This is a genomic window from Aggregatimonas sangjinii (assembly GCF_005943945.1).
GTDB classification, from domain to species: Bacteria; Bacteroidota; Bacteroidia; order Flavobacteriales; family Flavobacteriaceae; genus Pelagihabitans; species Pelagihabitans sangjinii.
In genome coordinates, this window is sequence record NZ_CP040710.1 from 129,961 (window position 1) to 148,274 (window position 18,314).

16 protein-coding genes are annotated in these 18,314 nt (G+C 43.9%); 3 read left to right on the forward strand and 13 right to left on the reverse strand.

Annotation, left to right across the window (positions count from 1 at the left end; translation table 11 throughout):
• Nucleotides 1–39 precede the first annotated feature (39 nt).
• From FGM00_RS00485 to FGM00_RS00515, 7 genes are all read right to left on the reverse strand, one after another.
• Entirely contained in the window at nt 40–1,239 is a 1,200-nt protein-coding gene (locus FGM00_RS00485) for a glutamate-5-semialdehyde dehydrogenase (RefSeq protein WP_138851026.1), read from the reverse strand.
• Nucleotides 1,236–2,381, reverse strand: coding sequence for an aspartate aminotransferase family protein (locus FGM00_RS00490; RefSeq protein WP_138851027.1), 1,146 nt, complete (start codon nt 2,379–2,381; stop codon nt 1,236–1,238). The genes FGM00_RS00485 and FGM00_RS00490 overlap by 4 nt, the downstream gene beginning before the upstream one ends.
• 87 nt (nt 2,382–2,468) lie before the next feature.
• A complete protein-coding gene (gene proC / locus FGM00_RS00495) occupies nt 2,469–3,269 on the reverse strand; it encodes a pyrroline-5-carboxylate reductase (protein ID WP_138851028.1) in 801 nt (266 codons plus the stop codon).
• A 102-nt stretch (nt 3,270–3,371) separates the two neighbouring features.
• The gene (argC, locus tag FGM00_RS00500; RefSeq protein WP_138851029.1) at nt 3,372–4,346 is read right to left on the reverse strand and encodes an N-acetyl-gamma-glutamyl-phosphate reductase; all 975 of its coding nucleotides are present in this window, start codon (nt 4,344–4,346) and stop codon (nt 3,372–3,374) included.
• Between the two features lie 151 nt (nt 4,347–4,497).
• Nucleotides 4,498–5,685: an argininosuccinate synthase gene (argG, locus tag FGM00_RS00505; RefSeq protein WP_138851030.1), complete on the reverse strand. Its 1,188-nt coding sequence runs from the start codon at nt 5,683–5,685 to the stop codon at nt 4,498–4,500.
• A gap of 113 nt (nt 5,686–5,798) precedes the next feature.
• Nucleotides 5,799–6,419, reverse strand: a complete 621-nt coding sequence (locus FGM00_RS00510; RefSeq protein ID WP_138851031.1) for a GNAT family N-acetyltransferase — start codon at nt 6,417–6,419, stop codon at nt 5,799–5,801.
• Between the two features lie 238 nt (nt 6,420–6,657).
• A complete protein-coding gene (locus FGM00_RS00515; protein WP_138851032.1) occupies nt 6,658–8,001 on the reverse strand; it encodes a mannosyltransferase in 1,344 nt (447 codons plus the stop codon).
• Between the two features lie 196 nt (nt 8,002–8,197).
• Here FGM00_RS00515 and FGM00_RS00520 point away from each other — a divergent pair, with 196 nt between their 5' ends.
• Nucleotides 8,198–9,247 (forward strand): SMP-30/gluconolactonase/LRE family protein, encoded by a 1,050-nt coding sequence (locus FGM00_RS00520; RefSeq protein WP_138851033.1) that lies wholly within the window; start codon nt 8,198–8,200, stop codon nt 9,245–9,247.
• A 4-nt stretch (nt 9,248–9,251) separates the two neighbouring features.
• Here FGM00_RS00520 and FGM00_RS00525 read toward each other — a convergent pair whose 3' ends face one another.
• The 6 genes from FGM00_RS00525 to FGM00_RS00550 form a co-directional block, all read right to left on the reverse strand.
• Complete coding sequence (locus FGM00_RS00525) at nt 9,252–10,736, reverse strand: cellulose synthase family protein (protein ID WP_138851034.1); 1,485 nt, start codon at nt 10,734–10,736, stop codon at nt 9,252–9,254.
• 1 nt (nt 10,737) lies between these two features.
• Entirely contained in the window at nt 10,738–11,448 is a 711-nt protein-coding gene (locus FGM00_RS00530) for a glycosyltransferase family 2 protein (RefSeq protein WP_138851035.1), read from the reverse strand.
• Nucleotides 11,448–11,930: a toxin-antitoxin system YwqK family antitoxin gene (locus FGM00_RS00535; RefSeq protein ID WP_138851036.1), complete on the reverse strand. Its 483-nt coding sequence runs from the start codon at nt 11,928–11,930 to the stop codon at nt 11,448–11,450. Before FGM00_RS00535 ends, FGM00_RS00530 begins: the two co-directional genes overlap by 1 nt.
• Before the next feature lie 602 nt (nt 11,931–12,532).
• Nucleotides 12,533–12,868: a GIY-YIG nuclease family protein gene (locus FGM00_RS00540; protein WP_138854570.1), complete on the reverse strand. Its 336-nt coding sequence runs from the start codon at nt 12,866–12,868 to the stop codon at nt 12,533–12,535.
• Nucleotides 12,869–13,330: 462 nt separating this feature from the next.
• Nucleotides 13,331–14,911 carry a 4Fe-4S binding protein gene (locus FGM00_RS00545; protein WP_138851037.1) on the reverse strand — a complete coding sequence of 527 codons (1,581 nt, stop codon included), beginning with the start codon at nt 14,909–14,911 and terminating at the stop codon, nt 13,331–13,333.
• Between the two features lie 121 nt (nt 14,912–15,032).
• Nucleotides 15,033–16,382, reverse strand: coding sequence for an NAD(P)/FAD-dependent oxidoreductase (locus FGM00_RS00550; protein ID WP_138851038.1), 1,350 nt, complete (start codon nt 16,380–16,382; stop codon nt 15,033–15,035).
• Nucleotides 16,383–16,609: 227 nt separating this feature from the next.
• On the opposite strand from FGM00_RS00550, the gene FGM00_RS00555 reads away from it, so the two are divergent.
• Nucleotides 16,610–17,326 (forward strand): DUF547 domain-containing protein, encoded by a 717-nt coding sequence (locus tag FGM00_RS00555; RefSeq protein WP_138851039.1) that lies wholly within the window; start codon nt 16,610–16,612, stop codon nt 17,324–17,326.
• Between the two features lie 91 nt (nt 17,327–17,417).
• On the forward strand, nt 17,418–18,311 hold the full coding sequence (locus FGM00_RS00560) for a hypothetical protein (protein WP_138851040.1): 894 nt from the start codon (nt 17,418–17,420) through the stop codon (nt 18,309–18,311).
• The last annotated feature ends 3 nt before the right edge of the window (nt 18,312–18,314 follow it).

Here is an 18,314-nt window from a genome sequence, read left to right on the forward strand (position 1 = left end):
CATTTCTAGCACCTGCGTCTTGGCGGGCGGGCTCCTTATCTAATTTCGTAGCTGTCCATTTCCTTTCACATACCATTTATTGGTCACCAGATGCTGTAGGCCAATGGGGCCTCTTTGATGTAATTTATCGGTGCTAATGGCCAACTCCCCACCCAATCCGAACTGACCGCCATCGGTAAAGCGGGTAGAGGCATTGTGATACACCGCAGCCGAATCCACAGCTTCCATAAAGGCATCGGCTTTTTCGGTATTGGCGGTGATGATCGATGCGGAATGCCCGCCTCCGTAGGTATTGATTTTGGCAATGGCATCCTCTAAATCCGATGCTTGTCCGATGACGATTTTATGGTCAAGAAATTCTTCGTGCCAAATATTTTCATCTGCAATAGGATGTGTTCCCTCTAGGCTCGCGAAGGCTTTATCGGTCAAAATCATCACCTCGCTCTTTTGTAATTCCAAAATGAGGTGTTGTAAAAAATGATGCTTTCGGGCCAAGTCGGAAGCCACTAGAACCTTATCCAACGCATTGCAGGCCGATATTTTAGTAGTCTTTGCATTTATGATGATATCCACCGCCATTTGCAGATCGGCTTCCGAATCAACAAATACAAAATTATTTCCGCGGCCACTTACGATTACCGGGCATGTTGCATGTTTTTTAACAAAGGCGATCAGTCGCTCACCCCCACGCGGCACAATCAAATCCAGTTTTTGTGAAGGTCGTTCCAAAAAGGCTTGGGTCTCGTTTCTATCGAACTTTAGGTAGTTGACCCAATCGGTGGCGCAACCATTTTCCTGAAGGGCCTTGTGCCACAAATCGACCAAAACCAGGTTGCTGTTCAGCGATTCTTTTCCACCCTTTAATAGAATTTTATTCCCTGACTTAAAAGCAATTCCCGCCGCTTCGATGGTGACGTCGGGCCTTGATTCATAAATGATGAGAATGGTGCCGAACGGGGCGGTTTTATTACTAATATGCATCCCGTTTTCGTGGGTGGTTGCAAATCGTTCGATACCTAGCGGGTCAGGTTCCGAGGCTAGTTGCTCCAATGATATAATCATACCATCAATTTTGCCTTGGTCGACTTTTAGTCGGTCCAGCATAGCAATATCCTCTCCTGTATAGCTTTCCAGATCGATCTGATTGGCATTCAATAGGGTCTCTCTACTTGTGGCGATGCTTTTGGCCATCGTGTTTAAAACCGAATTGCGCTGCGTTATATTCAGTTGCTTGCTCACTGTAATTCAGCTTTTAGGGCGTTGAAAAATATATCGATGTGTTCTTTAGTAATGTTTAATGCGGGTAGGATTCTAAGTACGTGTTTATCTTTTGCGCCCCCTGTAAATAGGTGACGATCATAAATCAATTTTTTGCGCAACTCGGCCACTTCAAAATCAAATTCCAACCCGAGCATCAATCCACGGCCCTTCACCCTTTTTACCTGCGGTATTTCGGCGGCTTTTTCACTAAAATAGATTCCCAAGGCTGTGGCATTTTCCATGAGATTTTCTTTTTCCAAAACCTCCAAAACCGCCAGGGTCGCCACACAGGCCAGGTGATTACCGCCAAAAGTTGTACCCAAGAGGCCGTAGGACGCTTTAATGCTTTCATGGATTAAGATTCCACCTACAGGAAAGCCGTTGCCCATACCTTTGGCGATACTTATGATATCGGGCCTTACACTACGCGCTGGCGAGATGTCATGATGTTGAAATCCGAAAAATTTACCACTTCGTCCAAAACCCGATTGTACCTCGTCGGCGATAAGTACAACAGCGTTCTGCCGGCATAATTTCGCAATTTCTTGATAGAAAGCTGTAGTTGGCTCGTCCAATCCTCCTACACCTTGAATGGCCTCAATAATTACTCCGCATACATCACCCTTGCTTATTTCCTGTTCGAAAGCGACGCTATCGTTCAAAGGTAAAATCGTCACCTTTTGTTGTTTGTTCAGTGGAGCGTTTATTTTTTCGTTGTCGGTGGCCGCAACTGCTGCGGAAGTTCTCCCGTGAAACCCATTTTTAAAGGCGATTACCCTGGTTTTTCCAGTATGGAAAGAGGCCATCTTCAAGGCATTTTCATTGGCCTCGGCACCGGAATTGCAGAGGAAAAGATTGTAATCGCCGCAATCGGAAAGTTGCCCGAGTTTGTTCGCCAGTTCCAGCTGCAAAGGGTTTTGAACTGCATTACTGTAAAATCCGATTTTATCCAATTGGTCTTTCAATCGCTTTACGTAATGCGGATGCGAATGCCCGATGGATATAACCGCGTGACCTCCGTAAAAATCGAGGTACTCCTGTCCTTTGTCATCGGTAACCACAATGCCCTCTGCCGAAACCGGAGTTACATCGTATAGTGGGTAAACGTCGAATAAGTTCATGTTTCTTTTGCTTTGCGCCAGTCGCTACGCGAGATACGCTATTATCTTATTTCTGCGCTTCGCATAAAGCGACGTGCGCACGGACTTTTACAATTGTCCTTCTTTAATCCTACTTATTTTCTCGAAGGATGCAACAATGCCCTGTATCAGCGAGGAACTCAAACCTTGATGCTCCATTTCGTTCAGGCCTTGAATTGTACAGCCTTTGGGGGTAGTGACCCTGTCTATTTCCGCTTCCGGGTGGCTGCCCGATGCTATGAGCAGTCCGGCCGCGCCATTGCAGGTATGCATGGCCAACTCCTGTGCTTCTTTTGCGTCAAAACCGAGTTGTATCGCCCCTTGGGTCGTAGCGCGGATCAAACGCATCCAAAAAGCGATTCCGCTGGCACAGATGACCGTGGCCGCCTGCATTTGTTCTTCAGGGATTTCTAGGGTATGTCCCATACGATTGAAAATAGCCTTGGCCAAGTCTATACGGCTTTTTCCCTTTCCATTTGCACAAATACAAGTCATCGATTTGCCTACTGAGATGGCCGTATTGGGCATGCTTCTGATAATATGATTGTCTTTGCCGATGATGCCCTCGATATTCGCTATCGAAAAGCCCGTGATGGTCGAAATGACCACATGGTTATCGGTTAATAGATCTTTGGTGTCCCGTAGAATGGCCTCGAATTGACTGGGCTGTACGGCAAATATTAAAATATCGCTGTTCTTTACGGCCACGCGATTATCGGCAGTAACACTAACGTCTCCATACTTTTCGAATTCGGAAATTTCCGCAGGCTTGCGCTTGGTCAGGTACATGGTAGTCGCACCGTTGGAATTTAAAATGCCTTTTGCAATGGACAATCCAAGATTTCCTGCCCCTATAATGGCTATTTTCATGAATGCTTATTTTTTAATGTGACTTCCGCCAAGGCGGAAATCTGTTTTATATTCTTTTCGCGGCCTTGCGCAGCGCATAATAATTACACTCGGCAGCATATATTAAAATACTCCAGCCTTTAAATTCAGCCCGGTACTTTCCTCGAACCTGAATATCAAATTCATATTCTGGACGGCCTGCCCCGAAGCTCCTTTTAAAAGATTGTCTATGGCCGAGGTTATCAGCAGGGTATCTTTATGTTTGTGCAAATGAATGTGGCACTGATTCGTATTGACGACCTGTTTCAAATGAATCGGCTCTTCCGCTATTTGGGTGAATACGGCTTCCGCATAAAAATCCTTGTACAATTGCAAGGCATCGGTTTCGTCACCTTCAAATCGGGTGTAGGCTGTTGCCAAAATACCCCTGGTAAAATTACCTCGATTCGGAAGAAAGAAAAGCTCGCCGATATTTTCTTGTAGCGATTTCAGACTTTCATTGATTTCCCCCAAGTGTTGATGGGTAAAGGGCTTGTACCAACTCGCATTATTGTTCCGCCAACTGAAGTGGGTAGTTCCCGACGGACTCACGCCTGCTCCCGTGCTGCCCGTTACGGCATTTACATGAACGTCCTTGTCGAGGATTCCCGCTTTAGCCAATGGGAGAAGTCCAAGCTGAATAGCGGTGGCAAAACATCCCGGATTGGCAATGTGCTGTGCTTTTTGAATTTTCGATTTGTATAATTCGGGCAAGCCGTAAATAAATTCTCTGCCTTTTAGAGTCGCATCTGCCAGCAGCCTAAAATCATTGCTTAGGTCGATGATCTTCGTGTGCTCCGAAAATTCATTTTCATTTAGGAATTTAGTGGAGTTCCCATGTCCTAAACATAAGAACACGACATCAGTACTTGAATCCACGGTACCAGTGAAATAGAGGTCCGTTGAACCCAATAAATCGGGGTGTGCTGAGGAAACAGCTTTCCCTGCCCTAGTAGTGCTGAAAACAAAATCGATTTCGACCTCAGAGTGGTGAAGTAGAATCCGAATCAATTCACCACCCGTATATCCTGAACCGCCGATTATACCTGCTTTTACCATAGTTTTAATTTCATTCCGATATATTACGGAATCTGTTTCGTGTGGGTTGTATTTCCAATAGATACCGGGATTTTTATATTCCCATAATCCATTTCACAAGAAAATTTTGCTACGACTTCTTTATATTCATATCATCCGTTGTCCTTCATCATCACCCTTTTTCATTCACATGGTTGTAAATCTTGCCTGAATTGGATAAAATCTTGATAAATCCCTTCGCGTCATCAGCCGACCAACCCTTGTTTATTTCGCCGTAACTACCAAACGAAGCATTCATTAAATCGTGTTTGGAAGAAATACCGTTCAATCGAAATTGAAAAGGATACAAGCCTACGAATACGTCTCCCGAAACGGTTTTTTGCGTGTCGGTCAAGAAGGCCTCGATATTCCGCATTACCGCATCCAAATAATTGCCCTCGTGTAATAACATTCCATAAAAATTACCTTGCTGTTCTTTCTGATATTGCTGCCATTTGGTGAGTGTGTGCTTCTCTAAAAGGTGGTGCGCCTTAATGACGATCAAGGATGCCGGTGCCTCGAACCCCACTCTTCCCTTAATCCCGATTATGGTATCGCCCACATGAATATCGCGTCCGATGGCGTATTTTGAGGCCAGTGCCTCCAGTTTTTCAATATTCGCTACGGGACTGTCTGTAATTCCATCTAGGGCCACCAATTCCCCCTTTTCAAAGGTCAGTTTTACTTCAGAGGGCTCTTTTTCCTGTAATTGACTCGGATAGGCCGAATCCGGTAACGGCTTATCGGAGGTCAGGGTTTCTTCCCCGCCAACGGAAGTGCCCCAGAGACCTCTATTGATAGAGTATTTTGCCTTCTCCCAAGGATAATCGACACCATTTTGCTTCAGGTATTCGATTTCGTCTTCCCGGGCTAGCGTATTATCGCGAATAGGGGTAATTATTTCGATTTCTGGTGCGATAATTTGAAAAATCATATCAAAACGTACCTGATCGTTTCCCGCACCCGTACTGCCATGCGCAATGTGCTTGGCCCCCACTTTTTTGGCATAGTTAACGATTTCAATGGACTGCACGATCCGTTCGGCGCTAACCGAGAGCGGATAGGTATTGTTTTTCAGCACATTGCCGAAAATAAGATACTTCACCACTTTTTCGTAGAAGGTTTGAACTGCGTCAATTGAGGTATAGGAGGTGGCTCCCAGCTGTAACGCTTTCTGCTCGATAGTAGCTATCTCCGCTTTGGAAAATCCGCCTGTGTTAACGCTAACGGCATGCACTTCGTATCCTTTTTCCTTACTCAAATATTTGGCGCAGTAAGAAGTATCCAATCCGCCGCTGTATGCTAAAACTAATTTGCTCATAACACTATTTTTTATTCCCCTAATTACAGGAACTTTTGGTATCTGTTTAAAATTTTAAAGGAGAACAATGATTTTCATATCTTCTCTCTTCTCTCTTCTCTCTTCTCTCTTCTCTATGTTCGCTTTACCTTTTTTTTCAAAAACAAACTTTCCTTTATACTCTTTAGCCGTTTGAATGCCCTGCTATTCACTTTTTTATCTTCCTTTGGTTTTGTGGCCGGATCATAGAGCATGCCGGTGCAAAGGCACATTTTTTGATCGGTTCGTGTCAATACATCAAAATTCTTACAGGTCTGGCAGCCCTTCCAAAACTCAGGGTCATCGGTAAGTTCCGAGAACGTTACGGGCTTGTATCCTAGTTCGTAGTTGATTTTCATTACTGGAAGTCCCGTCGTTATACCAAATATTTTGGCCTCAGGAAATTTCTCTCGCGACAGTTTGAATATAGTCGCCTTTATTTTTTTGGCCAGTCCCATCGACCTGTAATTCGGATGTACGATAAGTCCCGAGTTAGCCACGTATTTCTCATGTCCCCAAACTTCAATATAACAGAAGCCCGCGAAAGTATCCCCATCCAAGGCGATTACGGCATTTCCATTTTCAAGTTTTTTTCGAATATAATCTGGGGTGCGCTTGGCAATACCCGTACCGCGAACCTTGGCCGATTCGGCGATGGTGTCGCAAATAATCTGCGCGTACTTGAAATGTGATGTGGTAGCAACAATAATGTTCATTGCTATGGAAGTTTTAAAGAGTAAATAAGAAAAGTGTAGTGTGCTTGTGCGGAAATGGACTCACCTAATTCCATAGAATATATCGTACCCTTACGGGCGGCGACGGCGGGGAGCGAACGGACGTACCGGAGCAGTGATGCTTAGAGTAGATGGAATGTAATTTTGAACGTTCATTATGGAGTAAATGTACAAATTATCCTGAACTAACCTAAAGCAGCTCATTTTTTTTACAAAAAGGTCACGTTTTGTTACGATGCATGATGATTTCGTAAATCATTACAGCATAAACCGAAATATACTCAATAGCCAGCAACCAGCCATTCTCCTTGAAATCCGCTCGGGAATAAGCGTAATAACTTAAAATAATCACCATCGACCAAAAGAGTGGAAATCGGAATTCGGTGAATAGCGCTAGTACGACCAAGAAGATTATATACCACGGATGTACGGTTGCAGACATACAATAATATAGCGTAAGCACCCAGAGCATCGAGCTGAGCAAAACGGGTAGTTTCTGATTTTTTCGAAGAATGGTGAAAAGCAAAACAACTATGATTGTAATGATGGGAGTGATTTTACCATAGCTTTTGATAAATTCCCAAGGTTTGGCATCGAACTGAACGGCAATTTGTTCGATGGCCCCATACAAGCCTGCATTAAATCGGAAGTTGGAAAACCAAAGCCCTATGGTCTTAGAATAATTCGAAACAAATTCGGAGTCGTAAAATGGGGTTAAGAACAAAAGGCAGGTCGCACCGACTATCGCGTAGAAAGCAATGGCGCTCCGCAATTTAAAATGTTTTAAAAACAAGGGCAGGAACAACAGGGGAACCAATTTGATGGCGATGGAACATGAATAAACCACTGCGGCCCACTGCCATTTGTGTACGGACAGTAGGTACAAGGCCCAGATAAAAAAGAAGAGCATGACTCCTTCGAAATGAAGGTTGCCGGTCAATTCGATAAGCACCAAAGGATTTAGAAAATACCAAAAAATCAAATGTGGAGACCGATTGATGTTTTTCAGAAGCTTTCGGCCAAAATAGAAAATTCCGATATCGGCACCGATGATTAGCACCCGCATTACCACTATTGATCCAAGAATACTTTTACCCCCTAAGAATGCCGTCAGGGCAAAAATAATTTGGTTCAAGGGCGGGTAGTTGCTAAAATGACGGGCACTTAAACCGCCCATGCCTTGGTGCAATTCTTTCGCATTTGCAATAACCAAGTCCGGCTGTTCGATAAGCGTGTTCGGCACCTGCAAATAGGGGTTGATAAAATGACGTGCCAGCTCACCGTCCCAAATAAAGCGATAAAAATCCTGTGAAAGATTTGGTTCGGCGTAAAGAAAAATCAGTCGAAAAAAAATACCCGTGATAAGCAAAAATTTAAAATTCCATTTTTCGAATTGTATCAATTTGAAACAAATAAAAAACAGCGCTATAAAAAGGGTCAGGAGTTTAATGAAATCCGTTCGGTCAAGATGGTAGGCGAAAGTGTAATATAACGGCAAACTCAGCAATGCCAATAGAATAGGCAGCTTATGTAGCTTAATGTATGTGCTGAACTGGTCTGGCATTGGTGGTCAGGTTATACTAGCTGACTAAAATAGGTTTTTTGAGGGAGAAATAAATATTAGGATTTTTCGGCCTAAGCACAGTTTGAAACTAATGATGATTCATATCGACCGTATGGGTAGTATTGAGAAGGCCGGTGCTATTAATTGCATTGGGAGTTTGAAAAGGCTAATTTAAGTGCTGCTTAATAAAACACTTATGAGATTATTGAAGAAAATAGTCGGCTACACCTTGTTTGCCTTGCTTATTTATGTGGGATATGTAATTGTTTCCACAGGATATTTTAGAACCGTCGAAAATATCTTTGACGGTGAAATTGTAAAGAAGATTAAGCTTGCCGGAGCAGAAGACATCACCGTGATTTCTGAAAGTGGGATGGCATTGGTTTCCGCATCTCCTCGAAAAAGTGATTTGGCCGTACAACAAAAGCAGGGCGGATTGTACTTGCTCGATTTGAATTCCAGAACCCATGCACTTAAGAAACTGACCGCTGATTTGAACATCCCTTTCGCGCCACACGGTATATCGATCTACAAATCGGATAGCACTTATACCGTGATGGCTGTAAACCATACGTTAAAAGGCCATTCCTTTGAAGTTTTTCAACTACGGGACACCACATTGACTTTTGTAAGATCGATAACCGATCCCACTTTAATCAGCCCCAATGATGTGGTAATGCTTGATGAAAACCGCTTTTATTTCACCAATGACCATAAATACGAAGAGGGTTTCGGTAGGTTTTTAGAGGATTATGGAGGCTTGGGTTTATCGAACGTGATGTACTTTGACGGTAAAGACTTTAGAGAAGTAGCGAAGGGCATCGCCTATGCCAACGGTATTAATTATGATGCGGCACGCAAATTGCTTTTTGTCGCATCGCCTAGAAATTTTAAAGTGAAGGTATATCGTGCGGATGACGATGGCTCGTTGAATTTTATCGAAGACATCGATTGCGATACGGGTGTTGACAATATCGAATTTGATTCGGAAGGGCATTTATGGATAGGCGCACACCCTAATTTGTTGGCGTTTTCTTCCTATGCGAGTGGTGGAAATACAATCGCGCCATCCGAAATCATAACAATCGATTATCGCGGTACAAACGATTATACCATTGATGCGATATACTTGAACGATGGCACCGAAATGTCGGGTGCTACGGTAGCCGCACCATATAAAGATGTGATTTTAGCGGGTAATGTGATGGATGCGCATTTTTTGGTTTTGAAACCGAACAAAAAGTGACTCACTAGGCCCTTGCGGTCAAGGACTTAAAAAAGACATACCCGAAGCCTAAGAACAACATGAAATGAAACGGAAAGAGTCCGAAATCATTCAGGGGTATGGCACTGTACATTCCAAAAAGGAAATAGCCCATCAGGCCAAATTCGAGAATCATATTCGGTGACAATTTTTTGGCCAAATACTTATTGCCTTTCCAGCTTTCGGTAAGGCTATTGATATTGAATTTCGGCGTTCTTACGAACTCGCTACGTTTGCCCATATGCCCCTCTAAAACGGCAATGGAGTTGTGCAATGAAAATCCTAGGGCGACCGAAAAGAACGTAAAGAAAATCTTGATGTAGTCCACAAAGTTGTCAAAGCTGCTGCCCTGAATACTTTTATAGGTAAACCAATAACACACAAAAAGGATTATCGTACTTAATACAAAAAAGCTAAGGGTCGAGAAAACCCAGTCCAGTTGTGGGAAAATCGCTTTGATGTACATCGCCGGAATACTCAACAGAGCCACCATGAAGACGCATAGGAACATTGAGCTGTTCAATAAATGCATCACTCCATGAAATTTGGTTTTAAAGCTGATATTTTTTGCGGTAACGACACTCCATACCGTCTTTCTAAAGTTTTCGGCACCGCCCTTGTTCCAGCGGAACTGCTGGGAACGTGCCGCACTGATGACCACAGGAAGTTCGGCTGGAGTTTCCACATCTTCCAAATACTTGAATTTCCAGTCTTTCAATTGGGCACGGTAGCTCAAGTCAAGATCTTCGGTGAGGGTGTCACCTTCCCAATTTCCGGCATCGAGGATACACTCTTTCCGCCAGATACCTGCCGTTCCGTTAAAATTGATAAAATGGCCTTTAGAGTTTCTGCCTACTTGCTCCAATGTAAAATGGGCGTCCAAGGCAAAAGCTTGAATTTTGGTAAGCGTAGAATAGTCCCTATTGATGTGACCCCATCTGGTCTGTACCACCCCGATTTCGGGATCTTTAAAATAAACCACGGTCTTTTTCAACCAATCGCTATCCGGAAGAAAATCCGCATCGAAAATTGCTACGAATTCCCCTTTGGCGATTTCCAAACCTTCTTTAAGTGCGCCTGCTTTAAAGCCTTGACGGTTTTCACGTCGAATGTGGGTAATATCCAGGCCGGTTTCCCGTAGCATCTCTACATGTTTGGCCGTATCGATAACCGTATTGTCGGTAGAATCGTCTAAAACCTGAATCTCAAGCTTGCTTTTGGGATATTCTATTTTGGCAATGTTTTCCAAAAGGCGTTCCATAACATACTCTTCGTTATAAACGGGAAGCTGAATGGTTACAAAGGGAATCTCCTTGGCGTCCAAAAGGTTGAATTTTGGGGCGGTCTGGTTTTGTCGTTTATTGCTGAGGTAATTGACCAAAAGGTTGAGCTGAGCCAAGCTATAGAAGAAAATCAACAATAGTGCGATACTGTAAATTGCCAAGATGACGTAAGCGATTATTAAGCCCATATTACTTTAAACTATATTTAAAAATCCAACCAAGAATTTTTATGCCTGCAAAGATACTACCTTTTACCGTTCCCGACACTTTAGAAATACCAATTCTTTTTTTGTAACGTACTGGTACTTCGGTATATGTCATTTTTTGTTTAAGTACTTTTAGCTGCATTTCCACGGTCCACCCATAGGTTTTGTCCTGCATTTGCAAGGCGAGCAATTTGTCGTACTTCATAGCCCTAAACGGCCCAAGGTCTGTAAATGTTGCCCTAAATAACCATTTCATTAAACTTGTCGCGAGCCAATTCCCGAAAATTTGTTGCGGCGTCATACTGCCTTCTTCACGTAATGCCTTCACCCTGGCGCCGATTACCATATCAATGTCATCATTGATAATCGGGGCGACCACTTTATCGAGTTCTTCCGGATAATCGGAATAGTCTCCATCGATAAATACGATAATATTTGGTAGGATGGATTGTTGCGCTACATGATTCAATCCACAAAGACAGGCGTAACCATAACCTTTTCTGATTTCGGTAAGTACGGTAGCCCCCGCCGTTTGGGCATTTTGAACTGTTTTGTCGGTAGAGTTGTTGTTAACAACTATTATTTCGGTAACCGAAGCCGGCAATTCGGCAACGACCTTCGCAATCGAATCGGCCTCATTGAATGCGGGAATAATTACCTTGATGATAGGAGTTGATAGTTGAGGGGATGCCATTAGCGTAAATCGGATAATTTGTTTTCCCTTCTAAAACTACTGAAGCTAGACCAGGATTTGATCTTTTTCCCGTTTCGGTATTTTTCGGCTTTTACGATATCGTCGTTCTTGTACATCAGGCAATACCCATTTTTAATTCCCTCGCTCAATTGACATTTGTGATTGACGTTGCCCAAGGCATCATAAAATAGCCACCAATCGGCTTTTTCGTTGTTTTCAAAATGACCTTCTTCCCGAAGGCCCCCTGTTGCGGAATAAAAATACCAGTAGCCGGAACGTTTTCCTTTTGTAAAATGTCCTTTTTCAGAAAGTTTTCCGTTCGAATGGTAGAAGCGCCAGTATCCCGTTTTATTATTGTTTCTTATCCAACCTTCTGATTTGACCTCGCCGCTTTCGTAGTATTCCCTGTGGTACTCGTTCCCCGACTCGGAGGCATTTCCAAGAGATAAAAAAAACGTAAAGAAGAGAACTATTTTAATCAAAGTAAAGACATTTTACGATTAGTCGAAGTTACGGAAGCTTACTAACATATCTCTCTATTTAGAATTTTGGGTAATTTTTTTACAAAGTATCTATTTGCCGAATTAATTTCGCTCTGTCAGTCCGAGCCTGTCGAGGAACTTTTCTCATATGGCAGCGCTTCGACGAGCCTGCCTGCCGTCAGGCAGGCTCAGCGTGACAGTGGTGTTCCGAATTGGCTATGGGCCAAATCGGTTCTAGTTTGTCAGTCCGAGCCTGTCGAGGATCTCTCTCCAAATAGTGGCGCTTCGACGGGCTCAGCGTGACAATGGTGTTCCGAATTGGCTATGGGCCAAATCAATTTTAATTTGTCAGTCCGAGCTTGTCGAGGACCTTTCTTCAGGGGGCAGCGCTTCGACAGGCCTGCCTGCCGTCAGGCAGGCTCAGCGTGACAGTCGTGTTTCGAATTTGCTTTGCGGCCAAATCAGTTCCGGTTTGTCAGTCCGAGCCAGTCGAGGACCTTTTCTCATATGGCAGCGCTTCGACAGGCCTGCCTACCGTCAGGAAGGCTCAGCGTGACAATCGTGTTCCAAATTGGCTTTGCTGTCAAATCAGTTCTGGTTTGTCAGTCCGATCCTGTCGAGGACCTATCTCTATCTTTAGGATGCCTGTGTTCCGAATAGTTTTTAGAGAATTCAACGAGATCTTTCCAATTTTCCTCGATCAAGGCCATCTTCTTCTGATGCGACCATCCTTTGATTTGCTTTTCAATTGCAATGGCCTCCGATGGGCTGGTGCACTGCAAGTACCATTTCAGGAGTACGGGTCGCCTGAAATAGGTGTAGCTATCTTTTCTATGGCCAGACTGATGTTGCGCAAGCCTTCTTTCCAAATCGTTGGTCATGCCCGTATAGTAAGTTCCGTCTGAACAAAATAAGATGTACACGAAATAGAACTTCATCACTTTATTAAAGATTTATCATTGTGAGCACGCTTCGACGGGCTCAGCATGACATTGGTGTTCCGAATTGGCTTTGCGGCCAAATCAGTTCCGGTTTGTCAGTCCGAGCTTGTCGAGGACCTTTCTTCAGGGGGCAGCGCTTCGACGGGCTCAGCGCGACAGTGGTGTTCCGAATTGGCTTTGCGGCCAAATCAGTTCTAGTTTGTCAGTCCGAGCCTGTCGAGGACCTTTCTCCAGATAGTGGCGCTTCGACGGGGCTCAGCGTGACATTGGTATTCCGAATTGGCATTGGGCCAAATCAGTTCTAGTTTGTCAGTCCGAGCCTGTCGAGGACCTCTCTCCAGATAGTGGCGCTTCGACGGGGCTCAGCGTGACATTGGTGTTCCGAATTGGCTTTGCGGCCAAATCGGTTCTAGTTTGTCAGCGTGACAGTATGAACCTCATTGCCATTCTATGAGCGGATTATTTCTTGTTCACCAACTCCATCAAATCCACATCATTACCTAGTAGTACCTGTGTGGGGTTGATGCGGCCTTCCTCGGGGCCATTTTCCAATTTCAATACCCCTCTGGGACAAACTGCGGAACAAACGCCGCAACCTACGCAGCTTGAACGTACGATATTTTCACCTTTTTGAGCGTAGGCGCGCACATCAATACCCATTTCGCAGTAGGTAGAACAGTTACCGCATGAGATGCATTGTCCGCCATTGGTCGTAATTCTAAACCTGCTTTTAAACCTTTGTACGAAGCCTAGATAGGCCGCCAATGGACATCCAAAACGGCACCAGACCCGATTTCCGAATATTGGGTAGAAGCCCGTGCCGATCACCCCCGCAAAAACAGAGCCGATGGCAAGACTGTAGGTATTCTGAACTGAAGAAGTTTTAATGCCCAGTACCGTTCCTGATTCAGTAAAGAAACTGTACAGGGTCATACCGGTCATGACGATCGCAAAGACCAGTACCCCGTGTACCAACCATCGCTCCACTTTCCAAGAGAATAGCGATTTGCTGGAATGTTGCCGATAGGGGTCTCCCAGGGTTTCAGCCAGTCCACCGCAGCCGCACACCCAGGAGCAGTACCATCTTTTTCCAAAAAAATAGACCATGACGGGTACCATTACCACGGTCAATACAATTCCCCAAACGAGTATGAAAATACCTATACCGCCACTGGAGGTGAGTTCTTTTAAATTCCAGCTAAAAAAGAAATCATAATCCAAAGGGAAGGCATTCTTAAAATCGTAGTACGGCATTTGCAAGCGCACCATTATTTCGGGAATCAGGAAAGCGAATACGATTTGAAAGAAGAGTACCGAAGTGGTTCGTACCATCTGATACACATTATGACGGTATTTGATATACATGCGAACGGCCATAACGGTCATGACTACGCAATACATAAAGCCATACACGAACCAATGTCCGGCGGGTTTACCACTAAGGCTTTCACTGATGGGGTCGACCAGATAGGTCCAGTTTACGGCGTACTGCGGCCGGAAATACAGGAGCAGGTAAAAGCCGATCAAGAAAACGAACACGAGCCAAGCGATCCATCCTCGATTGGTCGAACTTTGATGGTAGATACCATCATTTTTTATCCCCTTTTTTCCTAAGGTTACTACCTGGGGCACTATGAACATCAGGGCTCCTAGAATACCGAGACCAAAGGTCAAAAACCACATCAAGCCTTTGTTTTCGACTATGAAACCGCTGCCTGATTTCTTGCCGAGAAGGGCCGCCATATCTATCGAACCGGGATAGACAACTTTGTTCCATTCCTTATTTTTCCGATGTTCTTTGTTTACCCCTGATTGCGCTTCATCGATTGTTGAAGAAAAATCCGGCATGCCGTTAAATTCTTTACCGACAACGTTCTTTTGCATTTCAGAAACAAAAAGTTCGCTTTTAAATTTCTTTTCAGCGACTATTTCCTCAAAGTCCTTTCGGTCTAGCGTGAAGGTGCCAATCACGGGTAGGGCGGTGAAAATGCCCAAGCCTACTAGAAAAATTGCAATGCCTATGTTTTGTATTGTCTTCATTGATAGGTTGATTTATGTTCGATTTCCCTGAGCGGGGAAATATTCTTACTCTTAGAGCCCATATAAACTTCCGCTGTGCTTGACTGAACTTTACACAGATATCATTATAGATAAATGTAATTTAACTCGCAGCAAAAATTCGTTTCCAGCTTTTTTTCTTGGGCTGTATAGTAGTTCCGTGGTCCGAATTGAATTTCCTTACGATTTCCGCTTCATACTGCGCATAGAATTCAGGGTCGAAATTGGCGTCCTTTAAATATTCCATGACATGATGTACATCGCGTTCCTCGCTTAACCAGCGATCGAATATTTCGTGTCGCATGCGAATGCCGAAGGTATTGATGCCCAAGAACAGCTTGGTTTCTTTATGAAAAGCTACGGTAATACAGATATTTTCCTCGGAATGCCTCCAGTGAAAATGCTGCTCATGGTCTTTCATGTTGCGTTCACTGAATACCCATCCATAGGTCTGGTATTCGATATCCAAGAATTTGGCGGAGTTGAACCAATGCCCGGGTTGGTATGCGAATTTGTTGCCACAGATGGTCTGTGCAATGGTCTCACCCATCATTCTTCCAGTATACCAGACAGCCTCTATAGGCCTTCGCTGCCCAATACCTTCATGCTGCTCAGCACAATCGCCGATGGCATATACATCGATAATATTCGTCTCGAGGTAGCGATTAACCTTCACACCCTTGCCCGTTTCGATGTCCGAATCCTTTAGGAAATCGATATTTGGAGTAACCCCGGCCGTGAGTCCGACCACATCACAGGCAATTTCCTCTCCAGTCTCTTTAATCTTCACTGCTCTGGCGCGACCGTTTTCATCTGAAATGATTTCCTCTAGATTGGTGCCCAAGCGAAGGTCGATGTGATGCTCCAAAATATGCTCATTGATCATCTGTGATTCGCCTTTGGGCAACACACCATTCCAAAAACTGTCTTCCCGAACCAAGAAAGTAACCGGGATTTTTCTCGTGCGCAGCATTTCCGCCATTTCAATACCGATTAATCCACCGCCCACGATGACCGCTCTCTTACAGGTTTCCTTGTCGGGTGCATTCGCTTCCAATTGTTCCAGATCTTGTTTTGAATACAGGCCTTGTACACCCTTAAGGTCTTGTCCCCGCCACCCGAACTTATTCGGTTTGGAACCGGTTGCGATAATCAATTTGTCGTAAGCGATTTCTTTTCCGCTCCTTAAAAGCACCTTCTTATCGGTATGCACTACTTCGGTTACGTAGTCTGTTATCAAATCGATACGGTTCTTTTTCCAAAACCAATTTTCATAAGGCTGGGTATGCTCGAATTTCATATGCCCCATATACACGTACATTAAAGCGGTACGCGAAAAGAAGTATTCACTCTCAGCGGAAATGATGGTGATACGTTTATCGGAAAGCTTTCGAATGTGTCTGGCCGCCGTTACACCGGCGATTCCATTACCAATAATAACGATATGTTCCATAGTTCTTTGTTGGTAGTTAGGCGATAGGTCGCCTTTAAATGTAAGAACTTAAATTGATTTGTATAATTTAGAAAGAAATTAAATTGGAACATGTTTTGTAAGGATGGTGTCGAATTTGCGTACGCATTCGAGCTTTCTTAAAGAAAGCATAAAACTCGATTTTTTTTGTAGGGTTCTAAAAATTTGCCCGACAGATGGTGCAGTTTTGGAAGACTAAATTAGCTATTATGAAGAATTACACAATAACCATCCTCATATTTTTCTTGACCTCATCAATTGCTTCCGCGCAAGGTACATCCGATTTTTTCTCAAAGACCGATGCCTTTCTCAAAGCGAATGTGAAAAACGGCTTGGTCGACTATAAAACAATACACGATGATCCATCGGAATTGGACACTTTGCTTGAAATGGCCAAGACCATAACAGTTTCTACGGACAAGGCGAAGGCGTACCAATCCTTTTGGATAAATGCCTATAATCTCGCCGTGATAAAGGGCGTGACGAACAACTATCCGCTTAAATCGCCATTGGATGTGAATGGGTTTTTCGATAAGACCACCTACAATTTGGGCGGCATAGCCATCACCCTGAACGATATTGAAAACAAAATGCTACGTGCCAAATTTCCAAAAGAAGCCAGATTCCACTTCGTGCTCGTTTGCGGCGGATTGGGATGTCCCCCTATAATCGACTCGGCTTACAAACCGGCTACTTTAGAGGAACAACTTACACGTCAAACGACAAAAGCATTAAACAATCCCGCTTTTATTCAAGTCAATAAGAACAAGGTCAAAATTTCCCAGATTTTTGAATGGTACAAAGGCGATTTCGAACATGGCGGAAATGTGGTCGACTTTATCAATACCTACAAATCCGAAAAACTTCCAGAAAAGGCCAAGGTATCGTATTACCCGTACGATTGGACCTTGAACGAAATCAAATAACGAAAATCATTATCAAAAGCAGCGATTATCCTAAATTTTTTGTTTGGGCTTGACTCGTATTGCCATAACAGCCAATATAAATATGAATATCATGAAATCAGTAAAAAAGTATATCGCACTCACGGGGCTCATCCTAACGACCGGAATCGGTCTGGCACAGGACGATAATGTAAATGATCAACCCGCTCAAGAACAGAGCAATATTCAACAGTACACCCCATCAAAATTGATCGGGAAGGGGCAGGTCGATTTAAAGTGGTTCAATAACTTGTACACGCAGACCAAAAGCACGTTTAGCGATGGGAGGGAACCAAGACAAACCTTTTTTACGTCTACCTTAGAGGCGTACACGGGTATTGGGGAGAATAAACGATGGAATATCGGTGCCATTCTAGAGTTTCGTTCCAATGTGGTCAACGATAGAAAAGCGTTGGACGTTTTTAAGTTCGATGGGGAGGATGCCTCGGCCCGTTCGGGTTTGACGTCCATAGCCCCTTCGGTTAAATTTGTTCCGTTTCGGTCGGTCAGCAATTTTAGTATTCAGAGCTCTTTTTTCTTTCCATTGGTCGATAACGAGGTTGAAAACGGGGTGTTTTTAGATCAGAATGGCTATATCTGGCAAAACCGCTTGTTTTATGATTACACTTTTCCAAGCGGTGACTGGCAGCTTTTTACCGAACTGAATTCGGAATTGAATTTTGGCGAGGAGGAAGATAGTTTTGCCAACAATAGCCTAAACCTTACTCCAGGGGTGTTTTTAAGCTATTTCCCGAGCTCTAAGTTTACGGTTTTAGCATTGGTGCAGCACTCGCAACGTCTTAACCTTGGTAATGATTTCACTCAAAATTTTACCGCTGTTGGTGGTGGCGCAAAATACCAACTCACCAAGGCCTTGAATCTTGAACTTTTATATACCAATTTCGTTCGGGGAACAGACACGGGTCTGGGCCAAACATTTAACCTGGGTCTAAGAGGAATTTTTTAAGCA

Excerpts from the sequence above, each read along its gene's own strand:
- FGM00_RS00510 (WP_138851031.1), bottom strand. The coding sequence starts at position 6,419 with ATGAACATTATTGTTGCTACCACATCACATTTCAAGTACGCGCAGATT.
- FGM00_RS00540 (WP_138854570.1), bottom strand. The coding sequence starts at position 12,868 with ATGAAGTTCTATTTCGTGTACATCTTATTTTGTTCAGACGGAACTTAC.
- FGM00_RS00530 (WP_138851035.1), bottom strand. The coding sequence starts at position 11,448 with ATGGCATCCCCTCAACTATCAACTCCTATCATCAAGGTAATTATTCCC.
- proC (WP_138851028.1), bottom strand. The coding sequence starts at position 3,269 with ATGAAAATAGCCATTATAGGGGCAGGAAATCTTGGATTGTCCATTGCA.
- FGM00_RS00515 (WP_138851032.1), bottom strand. The coding sequence starts at position 8,001 with ATGCCAGACCAGTTCAGCACATACATTAAGCTACATAAGCTGCCTATT.
- FGM00_RS00555 (WP_138851039.1), top strand. The coding sequence starts at position 16,610 with ATGAAGAATTACACAATAACCATCCTCATATTTTTCTTGACCTCATCA.
- FGM00_RS00545 (WP_138851037.1), bottom strand. The coding sequence starts at position 14,911 with ATGAAGACAATACAAAACATAGGCATTGCAATTTTTCTAGTAGGCTTG.
- FGM00_RS00490 (WP_138851027.1), bottom strand. The coding sequence starts at position 2,381 with ATGAACTTATTCGACGTTTACCCACTATACGATGTAACTCCGGTTTCG.
- argG (WP_138851030.1), bottom strand. The coding sequence starts at position 5,685 with ATGAGCAAATTAGTTTTAGCATACAGCGGCGGATTGGATACTTCTTAC.
- FGM00_RS00525 (WP_138851034.1), bottom strand. The coding sequence starts at position 10,736 with ATGGGCTTAATAATCGCTTACGTCATCTTGGCAATTTACAGTATCGCA.
- FGM00_RS00560 (WP_138851040.1), top strand. The coding sequence starts at position 17,418 with ATGAAATCAGTAAAAAAGTATATCGCACTCACGGGGCTCATCCTAACG.
- FGM00_RS00520 (WP_138851033.1), top strand. The coding sequence starts at position 8,198 with ATGAGATTATTGAAGAAAATAGTCGGCTACACCTTGTTTGCCTTGCTT.
- argC (WP_138851029.1), bottom strand. The coding sequence starts at position 4,346 with ATGGTAAAAGCAGGTATAATCGGCGGTTCAGGATATACGGGTGGTGAA.
- FGM00_RS00550 (WP_138851038.1), bottom strand. The coding sequence starts at position 16,382 with ATGGAACATATCGTTATTATTGGTAATGGAATCGCCGGTGTAACGGCG.